Raw genomic sequence first — 21,388 nt, 5'->3', positions numbered from 1 at the left:
TGGGCGCCCTTACCCTTTGGCATGGGCCCCGGATAATCAAATTTGAGAGCGGGAATGTGTATACCTCGCGGGCACGAGGTCATTTTTTGAGCAAAAATAGCGACTTATGCCCGCAATTTAATCGATTAACAGGGCGTTAAAGACGTAAACTGCGTGTTTTTGGGGCAGTGTCGCCTTACCGGAGTCACTTCTTAATCATGCATTGGCGCCAGTAACATCTCCTAAAAATTGAATGCACAACAAAAAGCGCCCGTGAGGCTGGGCCTCCGGGCGCTTGAGCGTGTCAAAAGATGCGGCGTTTAGGTGTTGAACAGGAAGTGCATGACATCGCCGTCTTTCACTTCGTAGCCTTTGCCCTCTGCGCGCATTTTGCCGGCCTCTTTGGCGCCGCTTTCGCCATCGCAGGCGATGTAGTCGTCATAGGCGATGGTTTCGGCACGGATGAAACCTTTTTCAAAGTCGCCGTGGATCACGCCCGCGGCCTGCGGTGCCATGGTGCCTCTGCGGATGGTCCATGCACGGGCCTCTTTCGGGCCAACCGTGAAGTAGGTTTCCAGCTGCAACAGCTCGTAGCCTGCGCGGATCAGACGGTCGAGGCCCGCCTCTTGCAGCCCCATTTCGCCGAGGAACATCTCTGCTTCTTCGTCTTCCAGCTGGCTGATCTCTTCTTCGATCTGCGCAGAAATGATCACATGGCTGTTGCCCTGTTTGGCGGCCATCTCTGCCACGGCTGCGGAATGGGCGTTGCCTTCTGCGGCTTCGCTTTCGCCCACGTTGCAGACATACAGGATCGGCTTGGTGGTCAGAAGCTGCAGCATCTTCCAGGCTTTGGCGTCTTCTTCATCGATCTCAACCACACGGGCAGGCTGGCTGTTTTCCAGCACCTCCTGCGCCATCTGCAGCAGGCGATCCTGCTGCTGGGCCTCTTTGTCGTTGCCCTTGAGTTTGCGCACCAGATTGGCGCGGCGTTTCTCGATGCTTTCCAGATCGGCCAGCATCAGCTCGGTTTCGATGGTTTCGGCATCGGCCACCGGATCCACACGGCCATCCACGTGGGTCACATCGCCGTCTTCAAAGCAGCGCAGCACATGGGCGATGGCATCGGTTTCGCGGATATTGGCCAGAAACTGGTTGCCCAGACCCTCACCTTGGGAGGCGCCTTTGACCAGACCGGCAATGTCCACAAAAGTCATGCGCGTCGGGATGATCTGTTTGGATTGCGCGATGGCCGCCAGCTTATCAAGGCGCGCATCAGGCACACCCACTTCGCCCACATTGGGTTCGATGGTGCAGAACGGAAAGTTTGCCGCCTGCGCAGCTGCGGTTTTGGTCAGCGCATTAAAAAGCGTGGACTTGCCAACATTCGGCAATCCCACGATGCCCATTTTGAAACCCATGTCCGGTCTCCTGTCACTTGTTTGTGCTGCTCATAGGCAGAGTCCTGTCGCGACGCAAGCCACGTGACGGGATCGCCCTTCGAAATAACGGGTTTTGGACCGCGTTTTTGTACCAAGGCCCCGAATGCACCCCCTGATCACGACTGAGCTCACGGCTTTACAAGTGTTTGTGACATGGACCGAGACAAATTGATCTCTGGGAATGAGGGCTTAAGTGGTAGTTTGGGGAAGACAGGAGGCGATGCTTTTGACGGAAAGACACGCAAATGAAACTTCTGATATCACTCGCAGCGAGTTTGCTGCTTGCAACACCCGTGGCCGCACAACAGCTCATTGTTGGCCTCGGATATGCTGATTTCAACGACAGAGAGGCCACTGACACCACCGAACTGAATGTCGAATATCACTTTGCCCCGTTTCACGAGGTTGGCAGATGGTCCTTCGCCGGCGCCACCGTTGTGACCCTTGATGAGGAAGGCGATGCCTTTGTCGGGGCGGGGGTGTCTGGTGTGTATGATTTCAATCAGCATTGGTTTGCCGAGATGAGCTTCATGCCCGGCGCCTATGTCGATGGCGACAGCCGCAATGATCTGGGCAATACGCTGGAATTTCGCAGCCTGCTTGCGGTTGGGCGACGTGTGTCAGAGAGCGCTGCCTTTTCGCTGGCGGTGCAGCATAAATCCAACGGTGGTCTTGGCGATCGAAATCCGGGGGTGAATACTCTGAGCCTGCGGTATCACCACTTTTTCTGAGGCGACCTTGCGATGGGTCTTGCGTGGGATTGATTTCCCACGCACCTTCCGGCACATGAAGGTGACCCAAAAACAAGGACCCGCCGATGACTCGTATCGACGCCAAATTCGCAGAGCTGACCGCCGCAGGGAAAAAGGCCTTTGTGGCCTATGTGATGGCGGGAGATCCTGATTACGACAGCTCGCTGGAGATTGTGAAAGGGCTGCCTGAGGCGGGCGTGGACATCATTGAGCTGGGATTGCCTTTCACCGACCCGATGGCGGACGGGCCGACCATTCAGCTCGCCGGCCAGCGCGCGCTTGATAACGGCATGACATTGCAACGTACGCTCGATATGGCGACGGAATTCCGCAAAACCGATGACACCACGCCCATTGTCATGATGGGCTATTACAACCCGATCTATTCACGCGGCGTCGACACATTTTTGGCGGATGCCAAAGCCGCTGGCATCGACGGGTTGATCGTGGTGGACCTGCCCCCGGAAGAAGACAGCGAGCTGTGCATTCCCGCGCAGGCGGCTGGCATGAACTTCATCCGTCTGGCCACACCGACAACCGACGACAAACGCCTGCCGAAAGTGCTGCAGAACACGTCTGGCTTTGTCTATTACGTTTCCATCACCGGGATCACTGGCGCGGCCGAAGCCGAAGCCACCGATGTGGGCCCGGAAGTGGCACGCATCAAAGCCAGCACCGATCTGCCTGTGATCGTGGGCTTTGGCATCAACACACCCGAAAAGGCACAAAAGATTGCCTCGGTTGCGGATGGCGCTGTGGTTGGCTCTGCGATTGTGAGCCAAATCGGGGCGGGTAGGTCCACCGCCGAGGTGCTGGCCTTTGTAAAGTCGCTGGCAGACGGCGCACACCGTGCCTGAGCACATAAGCCTGCCGACACAGGTACACGACGGTATCAAAAGGGGCCATCTGGCCCCTTTTTTATTGCGTGCAAGCGCCCAAATTGCGGCCTATTCCAGTGAACGCTGGCATTGGGCGAGCGCAGCCTGCATTGCATTGACCAGCTTGTCGCGACTGATGGGCTTGGCCACATGGCCGGTCATGCCGCCATGCAGATAGCCTGCGACCTGATGCACCATGGCATTGGCACTGACCGCAACAATTGGGATGGGATCCAGCATTTTCTCATGCTCTAACGCACGGATCTGACGCGTGGCCTCCATGCCGTCCATCACCGGCATGTTGATGTCCATCAATATCATATCATAGCCGCCTTGCTGCCACGCCTGCACCGCCTTTTCCCCATCACCGACAATCGTCAACGCCGGTGGCCCGGCTTTTTTCAACATATGACGCAACACGATCTGGTTCGTGCGATTGTCCTCTGCGGCCAGAATGCGCAGGCCGGCAAAGCTGATACCTGCGTCCGCGGCCTGCGCTGGAGCGGGCTCCTCTTTCTCTGTCTCCGGCGCATGTTTGACCAGCAGATTGGCCTGAAACTCCGCCCCCGCGCCTGACTCGCTGCGCAGCTTTATAGAGCCGCCCGTCAACTCACAGATATGGCGTGAGATCGCCAAGCCAAGCCCCGTGCCGCCATGCATACGGGTGACGCTGGCATTGGCCTGACTGAACCGCTGAAAAAGCTGCGGCTGCTGTGACTGTGGTATGCCCTGCCCCGTATCTTTCACTTTCAAGACCAAAACCGGATCACCGGCACAGGTCGATTTCATATCGATATGAAGCGCAACAAAACCCGTTTCGGTGAACTTGATTGCATTGGACAGCAGATTGCCCGCCACCTGCTTTAGTCTCGTCGGATCTGCGATGATGCGCGTTTTGGCGGCATCTGACAGGCTGACGTTGAACGACAGCCCCTTTTCTTCGGCGCGCAGACGATAATGGTTAAACATCGCGTCCCTGAGATCAGACAGATCATAAGGTATCGCCTCAAACTCAAGCTTGCCCGCCTCGATCTTGGAGATGTCGAGCACATCATTGATGAGCGCGAGCAAAAGCGTGCCACTGTCGCGCAGGATATTCACGAGCTGCCCCTGCTCCGCAGACAAGCCGCTATCCTGCAACGCCTGCGCCATCCCCAATATCCCATTGAGTGGTGTGCGGATCTCATGGCTCATGGACGCCAGGAACACCGATTTGGCCTCATTGGCGGATTCAGCAGCGGACCGGGCCTCCTCCAACTCCTGAGTGCGCTCTTTGACCGCCGTTTCCAATGTATCCAAAAGCTTCTGGAGGCGTTGATTGGCCTCGTAAAGCTCCCGACTTTTGGCCTCCAGCAGGCCCTCCGCCTCTTGTCGCGCGCGCATTTGCCGATCGTAGCGTCGGCGCGACACCTCTGTCGTGGGCGTGGGAATGGTGTCTCCCAGAAACATCAAGCCGCTTTCTGAATGAGAAATTCAGCCGTATAGCGGCCATTGGCCGTATAATCACGCATGTCCAGATGCACGGCCTGATTAAAGTGCGCCATACAGGATTCAATCAAACCTTTGCAAAAATGGTGCAGCGGGCGCTCACTGTCATAGACCATCTTGAAACGCCCATCTGGCAGACGCTCCGTGTCAAATCTGGGTAGCTCGACCTCTGGATAGAGTTTGCGCACCTCTACATGCACCTCGTCCTCGATGGACTCAAGCATGTGAAACCCGTCGGTTTTTCCCTCAAAAAACGCAGGATACCCATCGACAAATCGGTCAAACATCCAGTGACCGAATTGCACATGCAGCGCCTCGACCGGCACCCCTGTGCGCGCACCCACAGCCTCCACAATCGTCAGCAGCTCTTTACAGGGATAGTTGCCAACCGCACTGAATGCGCCATCTGTCTCCAGCACAGCCTCATCCAGAATCTCGTCCACAACCTCTTCGCCCAGAACGGCCTCCGCCATTCGGATCAACTCGACAAAAACAATGCCTTTCATGCGGACCTCCGCGATACCAATACACTCAAAAACAAGAACAGAATGCGCACAAATGGTAAACAAAACCCTAATTCCACAAGGGTATTGCATCAACCATGCTCCATTGGTAAAGAACATTTACCAATACGGAGATTTTTGAGCGTATGACCGTGATCACCTGCATTGACGACCTGAAACGTCTTTATAAGCGCCGCGCGCCGCGCATGTTTTATGACTATGCCGAAACCGGCAGCTGGACAGAGAAAACTTTTCAGGAAAACACCTCTGACTTTGCAGATATCTACCTGCGCCAGCGTGTGGCTGTGGACATGGCCGGGCGCTCAACTGCGAGCCAGATGATTGGCCAGGATGTGGCCATGCCTGTTGCGCTGGCACCTGTTGGCTTGACTGGCATGCAATGTGCGGATGGCGAGATCAAAGCCGCGCGTGCCGCAGAGAAATTTGGTGTGCCCTTCACCCTGTCCACCATGTCGATCAATTCGATCGAAGAGGTGGCCGAAGCCACCACCAAACCTTTCTGGTTTCAGCTTTATACCATGACAGATGAGGATTTTGTGTCCCGGCTGATCCAGCGGGCAAAAGATGCAAAATGCTCCGCTCTGGTGATCACGCTTGATCTGCAGATCCTTGGTCAGCGTCACAAAGACCTCAAGAACGGCCTGTCCGCCCCACCCAAACTGACCCCATCCACAATTGCCAATCTGGCGACCAAATGGCGCTGGGGCATTGAAATGCTGGGCGCAAAGCGGCGCAACTTCGGCAATATCGTGGGCCATGTGCAAGGCGTGACAGACACAGCCGATCTGGGCGCATGGACTGCGCAGAGTTTTGACCCGTCTTTGGATTGGGACAAGATCGCCAAGATCAAAGAGCAATGGGGCGGCCCGGTGATCCTGAAGGGCATTCTGGATGCTGAGGATGCCAAGATGGCGCTGAAAGTGGGGGCAGATGCGATTATTGTGTCCAACCACGGTGGCCGCCAGCTGGATGGCGCCCTCAGCGCGATCCGCGCTTTGCCCTCCATTATGGAAGCGGTTGGCGATCAGGTCGAAGTGCATCTGGACAGCGGCATCCGCTCCGGACAGGACGTGCTGAAGGCGCTGGCACTGGGGGCCAAGGGCACCTACATCGGGCGGGCCTTTGTTTACGGGCTTGGCGCGATGGGCGAAGCGGGCGTGACCAAGGCGCTGGAAGTGATCCACAAAGAGCTGGATGTGTCCATGGCGCTTTGCGGTCGTCGCAATGTGACAGAGCTGGACCGCGACATCCTGCTGGTCCCAGAAAACTTTGAAGGCCGCTGGCAGGCCTAATCAACTGGCCCAATCAACCGGCCTGATCAATCGCTTTGACATTCCACTGCCCGGCACGCAATAAACGGGCCGGGCAGAAGGAAGTGGAAGGCATGCAGGTCTTTTTCAAACAAAATCTAGCGTTTTTGTCTGTTCCGAAGACTGGCTCCACGGCGTATGAAACCACGCTGCGCCCCCACGCCGATGTTGTGTTCACCAAGAGCGTGAAACACATGACCATCGGCAAGTATCACGCAAAACTTGCCCCGTTTCTGGCGGAAACCTACGGGATGCATCCCGAGCGGGTGGCGGTGATCCGTGATCCGATTGACCACGCGCGCAGCTGGTACAAGTACCGCAGCCCGGAACGCATGGGCGCGGACAACCCGGCCTGCCATGGCGGCATCAGCTTTGACGCTTTTGTCATGGATGCGATCAGCAAGACCCCAAGCCCATCTGCCGGCATCGGCTCTCAGGCGTCTTTCCTGTCGCTCACACCGGGCATCGTGCCAGTCCATCACCTGTTCGCCTATGATCAGCCGGAGCTGTTGCTGGCCTTTCTGACGGCCCGTTTTGGAGAGCCAATCCTGCCCAAGCGCAAAAATGTGTCGCCAGATGTGGCGGCGCCGATCTCTGAAGAGGTGGCCGCTGCAATGCGTGCCGCGCGCCCGCATGACTTTGCGCTTTATGAGCGGGTCAAAGCGGCGGGTGGCGTGTTGCGTGATTTTCGGGACGCATAGCGGCGAATCCCCTTTGCTTTCTTGCAAAACCGCGCTATAGGCGCGGCTTCACGTGGGGTTACAGCCTTGGAGGAACCCCACCCTAATTTATGGAGAATTCAATATGGCTGGTCAGATTCCTGATCTTCACGCCGAAGTACGCACGGGGACAGGCAAGGGCGCCGCTCGTCAAGCGCGTCGCGACGGTTTTGTTCCTGGTGTTGTTTACGGCGGCGAAGGTGAACCTTTCGCAATCCAGATCCCTTTCAACGTTCTGTTCAAGAAACTGAAAGAAGGCCGCTTCCTGTCCACACTCTTCAACCTGAAAGTTGAAGGTCAGGAAGACGTGCGCGTGATCTGCCGCGGCGTTCAGCGTGACACCGTGAAAGACCTTCCGACCCACATCGACCTGCTGCGCCTGCGTCGTACGTCCAAAATCAACCTGTTCATTCACGTTGACTTTGAAAACGAAGAAGCGGCACCGGGCATCAAAAAAGGCGGTGTTCTGACCGTTGTGCGCCCTGAAGTCGAGCTGAACGTGACCGCAGGTGACATTCCTGAGCGTCTGGTTGTTGACCTGACCGGCAAAGACATCGGCGACGTGATCACCATCAGCCAGATCGACCTGCCTGAAGGCGCGAAGCCAACCATCGACCGTGACTTCGTGATCGCCAACCTGTCCGCACCTTCTGGCCTGCGTTCCGCAGACAACGAAGATGAAGGCGAAGGCGAAGAAGCCGCAGAAGAATAAACACATCCCCGCAACAGCGGTTTGTGTGAACGCGGTGCCTCCGGGCGCCGCGTTTTTTTTGCGCCTGAGTACGATCTATGCGCTGCGCATTACACCTCTCCCTGAATAGTAACACGCTGTTAACATCAATCCTAAGGAGATGTATTCCCTTCACATTCTCTTAAGTGCTTTTGCTCACCGTGTGCCCTATCAGCCGTGTCCCCGCTTGGCCATGGCCGTTTCTTACTTGGAGTACTTTATGAAACATACGTTGATCGGCTGCATGCTCGCAGCGACCGCAAGCATGGCGCAAGCAACTGAAACCCTGAACATCCTGACCTGGGAAGGCTATGTTGAGGATCATGAAATTGCGGCGGTGAACGCCCTTCTGCAAGAAAATGGATATGACGTGGACGTGCGTCTTGTGGACAGCTGGGCGGAAGGACCGCAGCAGATGTTTGACATGTTGCGCACGGGTGATGTGGACATCTCATTCCTGACGCTGAACTACATCAATATGGAAGGCAACCCTTCCGCCAATATGCTCCAGCCTATCAATGTAAACTCACCGCGCCTTGAGAATTACAAGCACCTCTCCCCAGCGCTGACCGACATCCCAATGGGCATGAAGGGCGATCAGCATCTGTATATTCCTTGGGGTGGCGGAGCCTATGGTCTGTGGGCCAATCTAGACACTGTAGAAGAGATGCCAGCATCTGTGAGCGACCTCCTGAAACCCGAATGGAAGGGCCGCGTGTCGCTAACAGAAGGCCAAGTTCACCCCAATATCGCCCTTGCGTCCATGGCCAATGGTCATGCCCCGTTTGAGGTGAACGATGCGTCGAAAGATCGTGCAGCCCTTGGCAAACTCGTGGCGGCCGATGGCGCGCTGCAAAACACAGTGAACACGCTCTACAGCCAAGTTGGCCATTTCTGGACAACCAGCCCGCCCTTTACTGGCGAATATGATCTTGTCGCCTCGTACGGGGTCGGGGCGTCCGCCGCGATTGCCGCCGGTGGCAACTGGGGCCTCGTCGCGTTTGAAGAAGGCAATACCGTCTGGCTCGACACCATCAATTTCGCCAAGCATCTTGAAGGCAAGAAGCTGGAAGCAGCAGAGATCTTTGCCAACTACTTCATCGGCAAAGACGTGCAGACCCGTGTGGTGGAAGAGCTTGGTATGGTTGCCGCCACCTCGCTGGTGGAACGCAATCCATTGATCGACGAAAATCCCGCGTTTTTTGAAGAAAGCATGTTCTGGCCACCCTACACCCGGGCGGCAGGCAACGCGATTGAGTTGATGTCCAAACGCGCCATGGGTGCAGGCGCCACCAACTAAAGTGCTCCTTGCATCGGTCCCAAATTCCGGGCCCGAAAAATGACGGAGCCGCCGCACTCTGGGTTGGGTGCGGCGGCTTATTTATTGTAGCGGGTGCGTTCGACCAACAGCAGAGGACCTCGGCCTTTACCGTAAGCCTCTGCCGGAACTCACATCAGAATTTCTGGGCGCGCAGATCCGGTAGGGAAATATTGGCCACCTGTTCGGCAATCGGCGGTGTGGACAACGGATGGGCCTCTGCCGAAAACGCCTCTGGATCATTCATGGGCAGCCATTGATTTGCGAAATGGATCTCCAACCCTGAGAATTTCGCCTTATAGGCCATCTTCGGACTGCCGGGCACCCAATAGCCAAGATACACATAAGGCAGCCCAGCCTCGCGCGCGATTTCGATGTGATCGAGGATCAGATAGGTCCCAAGAGAGGATCGCGCCTGCGCTGGGTCATAAAAGGAATACACCATGCTCAGCCCGTCTTCGAGCATGTCGGTCAGGCACACCCCAATCAGAGAATCGCTGGCACGGTCCGTATACTCCACAACCCGGCTGCGGATCGGGGTTTCTTCGATCATCGCCGCGAACTCAAAGACATCCATATCCGCCATGCCACCATCCGCGTGGCGTGTGTCCAGATAACGCCGGAACAGATCAAACTGTTCTTCGGTTGCCCAGGGCGAGGTGGCCCGTCGCGTCAAATGCGCATTCCGGCGGGCGGCGCGGCGCTGGCTTTTGGTGGGTTTGAACTTTGACACGTCAATGCGCGCCGACATGCAGGCCGTACAATCGGCGCATGACGGACGATACAGCACATTCTGGGAGCGTCGAAACCCCTGCTGAGACAACGCATCATTCAGTGCGGTCGCATTGTCCCCCTGTAACGCTGTAAACAACTTCCGCTCCATGCGCCCGTCCAGATAGGGACACGGCTGTGGGGCGGTCACATAGAACTGCGGTGCTATCGGCAATGAGTGGCGCATGGTACTCCATCAACTGGTCACGTCGCCAAAGTTATCAACAGCACTCTTGCGCGCGCAAGCCCTCCTAAGAGCTTGCGGCCTCTGTTTTTACACTGTTGGTTAAGATTTGAATTGGATTAACTGTTTATTCCGCTCAATTTGGAGGTTCCTGAAAGCCTGCCCTCAGGAACAGCTGGTCAGGAGCTTTTCCATAAAGCGCTGACCCGCTTCAAACTGTGCGACTGTCAGGTATTCGTCCGGCTGATGCGCCTGCGCGATATCGCCGGGGCCACAAATGACGGTGGAATAGCCTGCGCTTTGGAAATGCCCGCCCTCGGTGCCGTAGCTGACAACGCGTGGCGTGTTGTCGCCGGTGAGTTGGCGCACAAGCGTTTCCGCCTCGCCTGCCTCTTCTGGCATCAATGCGGGCACCGCAAAGGTTTCCCGCATTTCAATGTGCGTGTCTGGCACAACGGCCTGCATCTCCCCTTCGATCTCTGCGGCTTTGGCGCGCGCGCGTGCCAGCCACTCTGCGCTGTCGTCACCCGGTACAAAGCGGAAATCGAGGCCGAAGTGGCAATCCAGAGCGGTGATATTATGCGCCGTGCCGCCAGAAATTGTACCCACATGCACCGTGGTCCAGGGCGGCTCAAACGTGGCGGCCACTGGGTTGGGCTCTTGGGCGCGATTGGCGGCGTTCATGTCATTGGCCCACTCAATCAGCTTGGCACCATACATAATGGCATTGACCCCAGTGTGCATAAGCGAGCTGTGCACCTCAAAGCCACGCACATGCACCCGGAACCCAGCACCGCCCTTGTGGCCGGTGACGGCACCCATCATCGACGGCTCGCCCACGATCACAGCGCTGCCTTTGGGGAATTTGGCGGCCATGCTTTCAATCAGAGGCGCGGCGCCGGTGCAGCCGATTTCCTCGTCATAAGACAGGGCAAGCTGCAGAGGGCGCGCAAGATTGGCGTAGTGGCCTTCGACCATGGCCCAGATCGCGAGCGCATCAAACCCTTTCATGTCGCAGGTGCCACGGCCAAACAGCTTGCCGTCCCGCTCGACAACCTCAAACGGGTCACTGCTCCAGGGCTGGCCCTCGACCGGCACCACATCGGTGTGACCGGACAAAACCACAGCCCCCGCGATCTCCGGCCCGACATGCGCAAACACCGCCGCCTTGGCCGGGTCCGTCTCATGCGGGTGGCGATGCACCGCAATGCCATGGCTTTGGAGATAGCTTTCCACCCAGTCAATCAACGGCAGATTGGTCTCGCTGGAGACGGTTGGAAAGGACACAAGTTTGTCCAGAATCTCGCGGGGTGAAAGACGTGTGCTCACAGGCAATCCCTTCGGTCTAAAATGCGTCAAATGTAGCGATGCTCAAAACGGCCGAGAAACCGGTGCAAACGCCCTTTTCCTCAGGTCTTTGAATGCGATGGGGCCCATCATTGATGCGCCCCATTGTCTGAATGTTCTTAATAGCCGCTGTCGGTGATCAGCACCTTATGGCCCGGTCCCACCTCTTTGTATTCTGAGGGTTGCGCCTCATAGCCCACATTGTGGATCGGGCTTGGGATCGGCTTGAAATTCAGATCTTTTTCCGATTTGCGACGGCGTGGATCGGCGATTGGCACCGCTTTCATCAGCGCTTGTGTGTAGGGGTGCTGTGGGTTTTCAAACACGGCACGGCGTGGTCCGATTTCCACAATCCGCCCCAAATACATCACGCCCACATGGTGGCTGACACGTTCTACCACTGCCATGTCGTGGCTGATGAAGACATAGGAAATGCCCATTTCGGCCTGCAGCTCCATCATCAGATTGAGCACCTGCGCCTGCACAGACACATCCAGCGCCGACACGGCCTCATCGGCGACAATCAACTTGGGGTTCAGGGCGAGCGCGCGGGCAATGGCGATCCGCTGGCGCTGACCACCCGACATCTCATGCGGATAGCGGCGCATGAAGCTGCGCGGCAGTTCCACACGGTCAAATAGCATCTCAACGCGCTTTTGCAGCTCCACCCCCGAGTGGGTGCCATAGTTGCGCATCGGCTCGGCCACCTGATCCATCAGCATCATCTGCGGGTTCAGCGAGGCGAAGGGATCCTGAAAGATCATCTGCATGTCCTGACGCGCGGCATGCATCTCTTTTGGATTGAGAGACAGGATGTCCTTGCAATCAAACCGCACCTGACCAGAGGTCGGATCCACCAAACGCAACAGAGAGCGGCCCGCGGTGGATTTCCCACAGCCGGATTCGCCCACCAGCGAGAGGGTCTGGCCTTTGTTCACCGTGAAAGAGACATCCTCCACCGCGTGCACATTGGCCACGGTGCGACGCATCAGGCCGCCTTTCACCGGGAAGCGCGTGACCAGGTTTTTGACTTCGAGAATGGTCTCATCTGTGCCGGGGATCGGATCGGTGTTGTGCGTGTTGTCGCCAAACAGTTTCATCGGGCTTGGCACGTCCGTGCCTGACATTTCACCAAGCTTTGGCACCGCGGCCAGCAACGCCTTGGTGTAATCATGGGTCGGGTTTTCAAAGATCTCCTCAACCGTGCCTTCTTCGACCTTGTTTCCGCGGAACATCACCACCACGCGGTCGGCCATCTGCGCCACCACCGCCATATCATGGGTGATGAACATCACAGCCGTGCCGGTTTCGCGCTTGAGACGATCCATAAGTGCAAGAATTTCGGCCTGAATGGTCACATCCAGCGCGGTCGTGGGCTCATCCGCGATCAGCAGACGCGGCTCGCAGGCCATCGCCATGGCGATCACAACCCGCTGACGCATGCCGCCGGAAAGCTCGTGCGGGTATTGTTTCATGCGGCGCTCAGGCTCGGGAATGCGCACTTGTTTCAACAGATCCAAAGCGCGGGCCTCTGCGTCGGCTTTCGATAGTTTTTTGTGCAGCCGCAGCCCCTCGGTGAGCTGGCGTCCCACGGTGAACACCGGGTTCAGTGCGGTCATCGGCTCCTGAAAAATCATGCCGATTTCATTGCCGCGAATCGTGCGCATCAGATCCTGATCCGCCGTGGAGAGATCCACATCTTCTGCGTCGCGACGGTCAAAAAGCAGGCGCCCACCGGCAATGTCGCCACCGCCAAATTCGACAAGCCGCATCAACGACAGGCTGGACACCGATTTACCAGAGCCGGATTCCCCAACAATACAAACGGTTTCACCTGGATTTACTTTGAAGGACACATCCTTCACGCCAACCACTGGGCCGTCTTTGGTTTGAAACTCGACGCGCAGGTTCTCGATCGAGGCAATGGCGTTGTCCAGCATGCGGGTTACTCCCCTGAGTGTTTTTGTTTTCCCCTGAGCGTCACGCTATAGCGGCCGCTGCGAGAGGTCAAATCGAAGGGCAATATTCCTGACCCAAATGGTATATTGGATACAAAACAATCCTTGCATTTTTTGATTGTCTGGTCTGTGATGCCGCTAGTCGGAGGGGATCACGACAGTTAACTTGTGCATGGGGCACGATTGATTCGCGGCCTTTCCCCTCAATTTGACAGCCAAAAAACGGCGGAAAAATCCGCCACTTCCGCACGATTCTCGTGCCAACATGGAGTGAGACATGAAAGCAAAAACCTTGATGCTGGGCGCTGCGGCGGCCTTTGTGATGGCCCCGGCGGCCATGGCAGAGCGCGGCTCTGACGGCCACGTAAATATTATTTACTGGCAAGCCCCGTCCATCCTGAACCCGTATCTGTCCTCCGGGACCAAAGATATCGAGTCTGCCTCCCTCACCATCGAACCGCTCGCGCGCTATGACGAAACCGGCAAAATGGTGCCTTATCTGGCAGCAGACATTCCAACCGTCAGCAACGGCGGCGTGTCTGAGGACCTGACCACCATCACCTGGACCATCGCAGACGGCATGGTGTGGTCTGATGGCACCGCAGTGACCTCCGCCGACGTTGTTTTCACCGGCGAATACTGCATGCACCCCGAAGGTGGCTGTGCACAGGCAGCTTTCTTTGACGGCGTCGAAACCATTGAAGCGCTTGACGAAAAAACCGTCAAAGTGACCTTCAACCAGCCAAAGCCGAACCCATATGGCCCGTTCGTTGGCGGCCAGTCCCCGATCCTGCAGAAAGCACAGTTTGAAAACTGCATGGGCGCCAAAGCGCCTGAGTGTACTGCAGAAAACTTCGGCCCAATCGGCACAGGCCCGTTCGTTGTGACCGAATTCAAAACCAACGACGTGATCCAATACGAAGCCAACCCGAACTATCGCGACCCTGCGAAGCCCGCGTTTGCCACCGTAACCTTCAAAGGTGGCGGAGATGCAACCGGTGCAGGCCGTGCCGTTCTGGAAACCGGCGAATTTGACTACGCATGGAACCTCCAGCTGGCGCCCGACGTGATCGCCAAGATGGAAGAAGGCGGCAAAGGCATTGCGATTGCAGGCTTTGGCCCGCTGGTTGAGCGTATCGAAATGAACATGACCGACCCATCCTCCAGCCTGCCTGAAGGCGAGCGCGCGACGGTGGCTCACCCACACCCATTCCTGTCTGACATCAACGTGCGTAAAGCGCTGTCGATGGCAATCGACCGTGAACTGCTGGTGGAGATCGGCTACGGCAAAGCGGGTAAAGTGACCTGTGATCTGGTGCCTGTGCCTGCAAACTACGCTTCTGCCAACACAGACTGTTTCACCCAGGACATCGCAGGCGCAAACGCGCTGCTGGATGAAGCTGGCTGGGTCAAAGGTGGCGACGGCATCCGCGCCAAAGATGGCGTGAAACTGTCCATCCTGTACCAGACCTCCACCAACGCTGTGCGTCAGGATTTCCAAGCGCTGATCAAACAGTGGTGGTCTGAAATCGGTGTTGAAACCGAGCTGCGCAACCTGTCTGCATCCGTGTTCTTTGGTGGTGACCCAGGTTCCCCTGACACCTTCCAGAAGTTCTATGCAGACGTGGAAATGTACGCCAACACCTTCAACGGCACTGACCCTCAGCAGTATCTGGCGGCCTACCGTTGTGGCGGCGAGCCGAAGCCTGACAGCCAGTGGCAGGGTGAGAACATCAACCGCTTCTGTGATCCAGCCTATGACGCACTGATCGACGAACTGGCCCGCACCGGCGACATCGAGAAGCGCGGCGAGATCGCCAAGAAGATGAACGACATGCTGACCAACGAAAGCTTCACCATCGTGCCACTGGTGCACCGTGGCCGTGTGTCTGCACATGCCAATTCTTTGGGCGGCGTTGTTCTGAACACATGGGACTCCGAGCTTTGGAACATTGCCGATTGGCATCGTATCAAGTAAGCTGATCAAACAGGGCGGGCCCTCGGGTCCGCCTTTTCACTTTTGGCTCTGAACAGGCAGGTCGCTGCGCAGAGCCCACCAATCAAAAACAGACGCACAAAGGCGCCGCTTTATGCTGACCTTCACGATACGACGGTTGATCCTCTCGATCCCGACGCTCCTCTTCATCTCTCTTGTCATTTTCCTTCTGCTGGAACTGGCCCCCGGTGATCCGATGGCCCAGGTACCACTCACCGTCCCGCCAGAAGTGAAGGAAAAAATGCGTCAGGCTCTTGGCCTTGGCGAACCTGGCTACATCCGCTTTTACAAATGGCTGGTGCAGTTCTTCTGGGTGGAACCTCAGGTCTTTGTAGACCATATGTTTGGCACCACCTTTGCCGAAGGCAAACTGCGCATCATCAGCTGGCAGACCCGCTCTCCTGTGATGGATGTGGTGGTAGAACGCCTGCCCCAGACCCTGTGGGTTGTGGGCATGTCCTACATCGTCGGCATCCTGATCGCCCTGCCTATCGGCATCTACTCTGCCTATAAGCAATATTCGATCTTCGATCAGGCGGGTACCTTCATCACCATGATCGGCTACTCCATCCCGCCGTTCTTCACCGGCCCGCTGGTGATTGTGATCTTCTCGGTGAACCTTGGTTGGTTCCCCTTCATCTATGACACCACCCATGAAGTGGTGGATTGGGACAGCTTTGTCTATCAGCTGCGCCAGATGATCATGCCGGTGATGGTGCTTGCTCTGCAGACCACCGCGCAAATCAGCCGCTACATGCGGGCCTCGATGCTGGATAACCTCAATCAGGACTATGTGCGCACCGCGCGTGCCAAGGGCCTGAGCGAGCGTGTTGTGGTGCTGGTGCATGTGCTGCGCAACTCGATGATCCCGGTTGTGACCGTGATCGCGTTGGGTCTGCCTGCCATCTTTGGCGGCGCTATTATCACCGAGCAGGTCTTCTCTGTGAACGGCATCGGTGCCCAGCTGATCGGCGCGATTCAGGCCAACGATCTGCCCACCGTGCAGACACTGACCTTTATGTTCGCTTTCCTGATCGTCTTCTTCAACCTGATCGCAGATGTGCTTTACGGCATTCTTGATCCGAGGATCCGCTATGACTGATACCACCAACACCGAACCGACCACACCGCAGCGGTCCCAATGGGTGGACGTCTGGCATCAGTTCAAGGCGCACAAAGGTGCTTTGCTGGGCGGCATCATCTTCATCGTGATCGTGCTTGGCGTTTTCATTGGCCCATGGCTGTGGCCCTATGATGCGACCTATATCGACATCCGCTCCCGCAACCAGGGCCCGAGCCTGGCACACCCGTTTGGCACAGACCAGCTGGGCCGTGACACGCTCGCACGCATGATGGCCGGGGGGCAGACCTCCATCGCCGTGGGCCTCACCGCCATGTTGCTGGCGCTGGGTCTGGGCAGCCTTGTGGGCATCAGCGCGGGCTATTTCAAAAAGCTCGACGGCCCGCTGATGCGCCTGACAGACCTGTTTCTGGCGCTGCCAATCCTGCCACTGCTGCTGGTGATGATGATGCTTTTCCGCGAGCCTCTGTCCGCAGCGGTTGGGCCAGAGCGCGGGATCTTCATCCTGATCGTGATCGCCATTGGCGTCACCTCCTGGATGCCAACTGCGCGCATTGTGCGGGGCGATGTGATGTCGCTGAAAGAGCGTGAGTTCGTGCTCGCTGCCCGCTCCATCGGCACCTCCAACAAAAACATGATCACCCGGCACATTCTGCCCAACGTGCTGTCTCCGATCATGGTGTCGGCGACTCTGGGCATCGCCAATGCGATCATCACGGAAAGCGCGCTGTCCTTCCTCGGGCTTGGCTTCCCGCCAGACTTCCCGACCTGGGGCCGCCTGCTCAATGACGCGGTGCAGTATCTGCAAGACTATCCAGAGCGCGTGTTCTGGCCCGGTCTGGCGATCTCTCTGACCGTGCTGTCGGTGAACTACCTCGGCGACGGTCTGCGCGACGCGCTCGACCCACGCATCCGGGGTCGGTAAGATACATATCCAAAGACAAAGGCCGGGCCCATCGCCCGGCCTTTTTTGTGCGCCTTAAACGGCCAAGAATTTGAAGATCATCTCCGGGGTTTGATCCGCCTCAAAAGGCGCTCCAGACCAATCGCCGCAGAGCTGCACAAGCTGAAACCCTGCCCCCTCCGCACACGACAGAATCTCCTCCTCACTGGCAAAGCGCAGGGTGGATACCGAGCGTTTCTCAACGTTGTCAGGCAAGAAATGATAGCGCTCCTCAAAGGTCACATAAGGCGCGCGATGCGTGATCACTTCGTGGGTGACCGCAACGCTTTGCCCTGCCCCAAGATCAACAGGCGGTCCGGCATGATCTGGCTTCCACCTGTCCCACGCGCGGGCCTTGGGGTTACGGCTTTCAAACATCAAAACACCCTTTTCGACAAGATGACTGCGTGAAACCTCAAAGAACTGTCGCATATCCTCATCAGACAGCAGGCATTGGAAGGCGTGCCCAGTCATCACGGCAGCGTCAAAGCGCAGATACGACGGCAATCCCCCCACCGCGCCGTGATGCCAGGCCACAAGCGCAGCATCAGGCCGCGCTTGAGCATAATCGACCATGTCCACTGCGGGATCACAGGCGGTCACATGATAGCCTTGCCGCGCGAGATCGACAGAAAAGCGACCTGTTCCACAGCCAATATCAAGCACCTGACTGGGGGGTACAGGCAAATGGCGCAGATAAAAATCAAAATCATCGCGGCTTGCGTTAAGCGCGTCGTAGACAGCGACTAGACGCTGATCTTCATAGAGTGCGTCCTGCAAAGGCTCAGTCATAGGTCGACACCTCAATCAGGTTGTGATCCGGATCACGGAAATAGACAGAGGTGATTGGCCCTGTCGCGCCGGTGCGGGCAACGGGGCCCTGCTCTATCGCAACCTTCTGTGCCTCAAGATGCGCCACAATCTCACTGAGGGGCGTTGCGGCAATCAAGCAGAGGTCCGCAGATCCCGGCGTTGGATGCAGAGCTTTGGGTTCAAACTCCCGCCCCGCCTCATGCAGGTTGATCTTTTGCGGCCCAAAGGTAAGCGCCACACGGCCCGCTCCAAAGGTCACCACCTCCATCCCCAGAACGCGCTTATAAAACGCCACTGTCGCGTCAATTCGCGCCACGGTCAGGACCAAATGGTCCAAGCGGTCAATCTGGATCATGGTCAGCCTTTCTGTATGTACGGCCTTGTCCACCACGAGACTATCATTTCACCAAGTTTTTAGAATAGGCGCCTGATTTTCGGCTGACCTGTCCCGGCGACACGCTACTGTGACACCATGATGTTTGACCTCCCTTCTCACGACACGCTTTACGCGGCACTCCTTGCACGTGATCCGGCCTATGATGGGCGCGCCTATGTCTGTGTCGGCACCACCGGCATTTTCTGCCGCCTCACCTGCCCGGCCCGTAAACCCAAATCAGAAAACTGCACCTTTGTTGCAACCATCGGGGACTGTATCGAAGGCGGCTATCGTGCCTGCAAACGCTGCCATCCTTTGGCCCCTGCTGCAGATGCAGACCCCGCCATCGCCGCACTGCTGCGCGCACTGGATGAGCGGCCCGACATCCGCTGGTCAGAGCGCCACATCACCCAAATGGGGTTTGATCTGTCCACCGTGCGCCGCTCATTTAAACGCCAGTTTGGCATGACATTTCTGGAAATGGCCCGCCAGCGCCGCCTGCGCGAGGGTTTTGAAGTGCTGCGTCAGGGCGAGCGCGTGATTGACGCCCAGCACAGCGCCAGTTTTGAAAGCGCCTCTGCCTTTCGCATAGCCTTTGCCCGCCTTCTGGGGTGTACGCCCAATGCGCTGAAACAAGGCGGGCTGTTGCGGGCGGATTGGTTCAACACGCCACTGGGAGATATGATTGCGGTGTCCAGCGCCTCTCACCTGCATCTGTTGGAATTTGTCGAACGCAAAGCGCTGCCGCGTGAGCTGGCACGCCTGCGTGATTTCGCCAAAGGCGATCTGGGCTTTGGCCGCTATGCGCCAACCGATCAGGTGGAGGGCGAACTGGCGGCGTTTTTTGCAGGCACGCGCGCGAGGTTTGAAACCCCGATGGCCTTTCATGGCAGCGCCTTCACCAAAGAAGTCTGGCACGCGCTTTGTGCCATTCCGGCGGGGGAGACCCGTACCTATGCGCAACTTGCAAACGCCATTGACCGCCCCACAGCCACCCGCGCTGCCGCCCGCGCCAATGGCGCGAACCAGCTCGCCATTCTGGTGCCCTGCCACCGTATTCTGGGTGCGGATGGCGCCCTCACCGGCTATGGCGGCGGGCTGTGGCGCAAACAGAAACTGATCGAAATCGAACAACAGTATCAACCGATGAGGATGGACGGATGACACAAACAGACCGCGCAAACGCTTTCGCCGCGCTGCACCAACCGGGCAACCCGCTTGTGCTTTATAACATCTGGGATGCAGGCAGCGCCGCTGCGGTGGCCAAGGCCGGTGCCATCGCTCTGGCCACAGGCAGCTGGTCGGTGGCTGCTGCGCAAGGCTATGACGATGGCGAAGCCCTACCCATGGAGGTGCTGTTTCAGATCGCCGGGCGTATCAGCGCCACCAATGATCTGCCCTTAAGCGTCGATTTTGAAGGCGGCTATGCCACCGATCCAGAAGAGCTGTCACTGCACATCAAACGGCTGCTCGCCACCGGTGCGGTGGGACTGAATTTCGAAGACCGCGTGGTGGGCGGCAAAGGGCTGCATGACGTGGAGGCGCAGATGGCGCGAATCCGGGCGATCCGGGCCACCGCTGAGGACACCGGCATCCCGCTCTATATCAACGCGCGCACAGATGTGTTTTTGCAGTCCAAACCCGAGCAGCACGCAGAACTTATGGATGAGGCCCTGAACCGCGCGGCCGCCTACACCGAGGCCGGCGCGAGCGGCATCTTTGTGCCCGGTCTGGCCGAACCAGAGCTGATCCGCATGGTTTGCGACAAAGTACGGCTGCCGGTGAATGCCATGTGTCTGGACACCGCCGCCGATGTCACCCCGCTGGGCGCGCTTGGGGTGGCACGCATCAGCTTTGGCCCTGCCCCCTATCGCACGGCGATGAAAACGCTCACCGCGCAGGCGGCACGGCTTTACAGCTGAGGGAGCGATTGAAACCAGCGCCAGCTGTCAGCCGCGATCTGATCTCCGATGTCGTAAATCCAATGGGTGTGCGCCGGAATAATAATCAGATCATTGTCATGACCGCGGCGCGCCATTTCTTCGCCAGTGGCCCGAATGGCGCTGCGTTCAAACCCGCGTTCGTGCTGTCCAATATAGGCGCGATACGGTTTCGGCATGGCCGGGGTGATCAAATAATCGGCGGGCATGAAGCCCCCATGCAAAACCGCCGCCTTCCACGGGCCCTGCGTCGTGTTGAGCAACACATGTGTATAGACGGCCCCTGCTGAATGCCCAAAGAGGTAAATCTGTTCCTGATCAATGGGGTGACTCTTGGCCACTTCGCTGATGATCCTGTTCACAAATTGCGGAGACGGCTTTGTGTAGGGCCAAGATCCACTCGGCGCTGTTGGCGCAATGATCGCGATGTTTTCGCGCCGAGCAGTGTCCAGCCAGAGCTCGATCAACGACAACCCTTCCCGATCGCGCCCGTGAAACAACACCACCAAAGGCACCTTTTCATCGGTCTCTGGCACAAAGTAATGCCAAGTCACCGGCTGCGTTCCGTCCAAGGTTTGCTGTGCCGTGGCCGCCGCACGTGTCGCCTCGGCAACTTCAAACTCATAGGTTTTCAAGTGGCGCACATAAAAAGCGGTGCTGCTCACCATCTCAAAGGTTCCCGGCGCGTCCGCGATCTCCAAAGTGGGCATCGCAGCCTCTGCGTTGCGGTTGTGGGCGCTATGGGTATGCCAGGCAAACAGCCCGGCAATGACGACCCCCACGATGGCCAATCCGCGTATCAGAACCAACATCATCTCGACCTTTATCTGCGACTCGTTTGC

General features: G+C 57.5%; 20 protein-coding genes. 11 read left to right on the top strand and 9 right to left on the bottom strand.

Annotation, left to right across the window (positions count from 1 at the left end; all coding sequences use genetic code 11):
• Window positions 1–299: 299 nt before the first annotated feature.
• Window positions 300–1,397 carry a redox-regulated ATPase YchF gene (ychF, locus tag PJL69_RS18995; RefSeq protein ID WP_271311091.1) on the bottom strand — a complete coding sequence of 366 codons (1,098 nt, stop codon included), beginning with the start codon at window positions 1,395–1,397 and terminating at the stop codon, window positions 300–302.
• A 266-nt stretch (window positions 1,398–1,663) separates the two neighbouring features.
• Here ychF and PJL69_RS18990 point away from each other — a divergent pair, with 266 nt between their 5' ends.
• Together PJL69_RS18990 and trpA are read left to right on the top strand one after the other, a co-directional pair.
• Window positions 1,664–2,149, top strand: a complete 486-nt coding sequence (locus PJL69_RS18990; RefSeq protein ID WP_271311090.1) for an acyloxyacyl hydrolase — start codon at window positions 1,664–1,666, stop codon at window positions 2,147–2,149.
• A gap of 86 nt (window positions 2,150–2,235) precedes the next feature.
• On the top strand, window positions 2,236–3,027 hold the full coding sequence (gene trpA, locus PJL69_RS18985) for a tryptophan synthase subunit alpha (protein ID WP_271311089.1): 792 nt from the start codon (window positions 2,236–2,238) through the stop codon (window positions 3,025–3,027).
• A 90-nt stretch (window positions 3,028–3,117) separates the two neighbouring features.
• On the opposite strand, the gene PJL69_RS18980 is transcribed toward trpA, so the two are convergent.
• A complete protein-coding gene (locus tag PJL69_RS18980) occupies window positions 3,118–4,497 on the bottom strand; it encodes an ATP-binding protein (RefSeq protein ID WP_271311088.1) in 1,380 nt (459 codons plus the stop codon).
• Window positions 4,497–5,042, bottom strand: a complete 546-nt coding sequence (locus PJL69_RS18975) for a heme NO-binding domain-containing protein (RefSeq protein WP_271311087.1) — start codon at window positions 5,040–5,042, stop codon at window positions 4,497–4,499. The genes PJL69_RS18980 and PJL69_RS18975 overlap by 1 nt, the downstream gene beginning before the upstream one ends.
• 143 nt (window positions 5,043–5,185) lie before the next feature.
• Between PJL69_RS18975 and PJL69_RS18970 the strand changes: the two genes are divergently transcribed.
• The 4 genes from PJL69_RS18970 to PJL69_RS18955 all read left to right on the top strand — a co-directional run bounded on the left by PJL69_RS18970 (window position 5,186) and on the right by PJL69_RS18955 (window position 9,119).
• Complete coding sequence (locus tag PJL69_RS18970; protein WP_271311086.1) at window positions 5,186–6,352, top strand: alpha-hydroxy acid oxidase; 1,167 nt, start codon at window positions 5,186–5,188, stop codon at window positions 6,350–6,352.
• Between the two features lie 92 nt (window positions 6,353–6,444).
• Window positions 6,445–7,071, top strand: coding sequence for a hypothetical protein (locus PJL69_RS18965; RefSeq protein WP_271311085.1), 627 nt, complete (start codon window positions 6,445–6,447; stop codon window positions 7,069–7,071).
• 103 nt (window positions 7,072–7,174) lie between these two features.
• Window positions 7,175–7,801, top strand: coding sequence for a 50S ribosomal protein L25/general stress protein Ctc (locus PJL69_RS18960; protein ID WP_271311084.1), 627 nt, complete (start codon window positions 7,175–7,177; stop codon window positions 7,799–7,801).
• A gap of 238 nt (window positions 7,802–8,039) precedes the next feature.
• Entirely contained in the window at window positions 8,040–9,119 is a 1,080-nt protein-coding gene (locus PJL69_RS18955) for an ABC transporter substrate-binding protein (protein ID WP_271311083.1), read from the top strand.
• 154 nt (window positions 9,120–9,273) lie between these two features.
• Here PJL69_RS18955 and PJL69_RS18950 read toward each other — a convergent pair whose 3' ends face one another.
• The 3 genes from PJL69_RS18950 to PJL69_RS18940 all read right to left on the bottom strand — a co-directional run bounded on the left by PJL69_RS18950 (window position 9,274) and on the right by PJL69_RS18940 (window position 13,379).
• Entirely contained in the window at window positions 9,274–10,095 is an 822-nt protein-coding gene (locus PJL69_RS18950) for an arginyltransferase (RefSeq protein WP_209100499.1), read from the bottom strand.
• Window positions 10,096–10,257: 162 nt separating this feature from the next.
• Window positions 10,258–11,421, bottom strand: a complete 1,164-nt coding sequence (argE, locus tag PJL69_RS18945) for an acetylornithine deacetylase (protein WP_271311082.1) — start codon at window positions 11,419–11,421, stop codon at window positions 10,258–10,260.
• 137 nt (window positions 11,422–11,558) lie between these two features.
• Window positions 11,559–13,379 carry an ABC transporter ATP-binding protein gene (locus PJL69_RS18940; RefSeq protein WP_271311081.1) on the bottom strand — a complete coding sequence of 607 codons (1,821 nt, stop codon included), beginning with the start codon at window positions 13,377–13,379 and terminating at the stop codon, window positions 11,559–11,561.
• A 295-nt stretch (window positions 13,380–13,674) separates the two neighbouring features.
• On the opposite strand from PJL69_RS18940, the gene PJL69_RS18935 reads away from it, so the two are divergent.
• From PJL69_RS18935 to PJL69_RS18925, 3 genes are all read left to right on the top strand, one after another.
• Window positions 13,675–15,375, top strand: a complete 1,701-nt coding sequence (locus tag PJL69_RS18935; protein WP_271311080.1) for a peptide ABC transporter substrate-binding protein — start codon at window positions 13,675–13,677, stop codon at window positions 15,373–15,375.
• Between the two features lie 112 nt (window positions 15,376–15,487).
• Complete coding sequence (locus PJL69_RS18930; protein WP_271311079.1) at window positions 15,488–16,495, top strand: ABC transporter permease; 1,008 nt, start codon at window positions 15,488–15,490, stop codon at window positions 16,493–16,495.
• Window positions 16,488–17,399 (top strand): ABC transporter permease, encoded by a 912-nt coding sequence (locus PJL69_RS18925; RefSeq protein ID WP_271311078.1) that lies wholly within the window; start codon window positions 16,488–16,490, stop codon window positions 17,397–17,399. Before PJL69_RS18930 ends, PJL69_RS18925 begins: the two co-directional genes overlap by 8 nt.
• A gap of 54 nt (window positions 17,400–17,453) precedes the next feature.
• On the opposite strand, the gene PJL69_RS18920 is transcribed toward PJL69_RS18925, so the two are convergent.
• Window positions 17,454–18,209 carry a class I SAM-dependent methyltransferase gene (locus PJL69_RS18920; RefSeq protein ID WP_271311077.1) on the bottom strand — a complete coding sequence of 252 codons (756 nt, stop codon included), beginning with the start codon at window positions 18,207–18,209 and terminating at the stop codon, window positions 17,454–17,456.
• Window positions 18,202–18,585: a VOC family protein gene (locus PJL69_RS18915; protein WP_271311076.1), complete on the bottom strand. Its 384-nt coding sequence runs from the start codon at window positions 18,583–18,585 to the stop codon at window positions 18,202–18,204. The genes PJL69_RS18920 and PJL69_RS18915 overlap by 8 nt, the downstream gene beginning before the upstream one ends.
• Before the next feature lie 117 nt (window positions 18,586–18,702).
• On the opposite strand from PJL69_RS18915, the gene PJL69_RS18910 reads away from it, so the two are divergent.
• Complete coding sequence (locus tag PJL69_RS18910) at window positions 18,703–19,770, top strand: bifunctional transcriptional activator/DNA repair enzyme AdaA (RefSeq protein WP_271311075.1); 1,068 nt, start codon at window positions 18,703–18,705, stop codon at window positions 19,768–19,770.
• The gene (locus PJL69_RS18905; protein ID WP_271311074.1) at window positions 19,767–20,528 is read left to right on the top strand and encodes an isocitrate lyase/PEP mutase family protein; all 762 of its coding nucleotides are present in this window, start codon (window positions 19,767–19,769) and stop codon (window positions 20,526–20,528) included. Before PJL69_RS18910 ends, PJL69_RS18905 begins: the two co-directional genes overlap by 4 nt.
• Here PJL69_RS18905 and PJL69_RS18900 read toward each other — a convergent pair.
• On the bottom strand, window positions 20,519–21,358 hold the full coding sequence (locus PJL69_RS18900; RefSeq protein WP_271311073.1) for a hypothetical protein: 840 nt from the start codon (window positions 21,356–21,358) through the stop codon (window positions 20,519–20,521). The genes PJL69_RS18905 and PJL69_RS18900 overlap by 10 nt on opposite strands.
• Window positions 21,359–21,388 lie beyond the last annotated feature (30 nt).

This window comes from Shimia sp. MMG029 (genome assembly GCF_027947445.1).
Classification (GTDB): Bacteria; Pseudomonadota; Alphaproteobacteria; order Rhodobacterales; family Rhodobacteraceae; genus Shimia.
The sequence above is the reverse complement of the archived record's forward strand: the minus strand, read 5'-3'. Positions and strand labels throughout refer to the sequence as shown.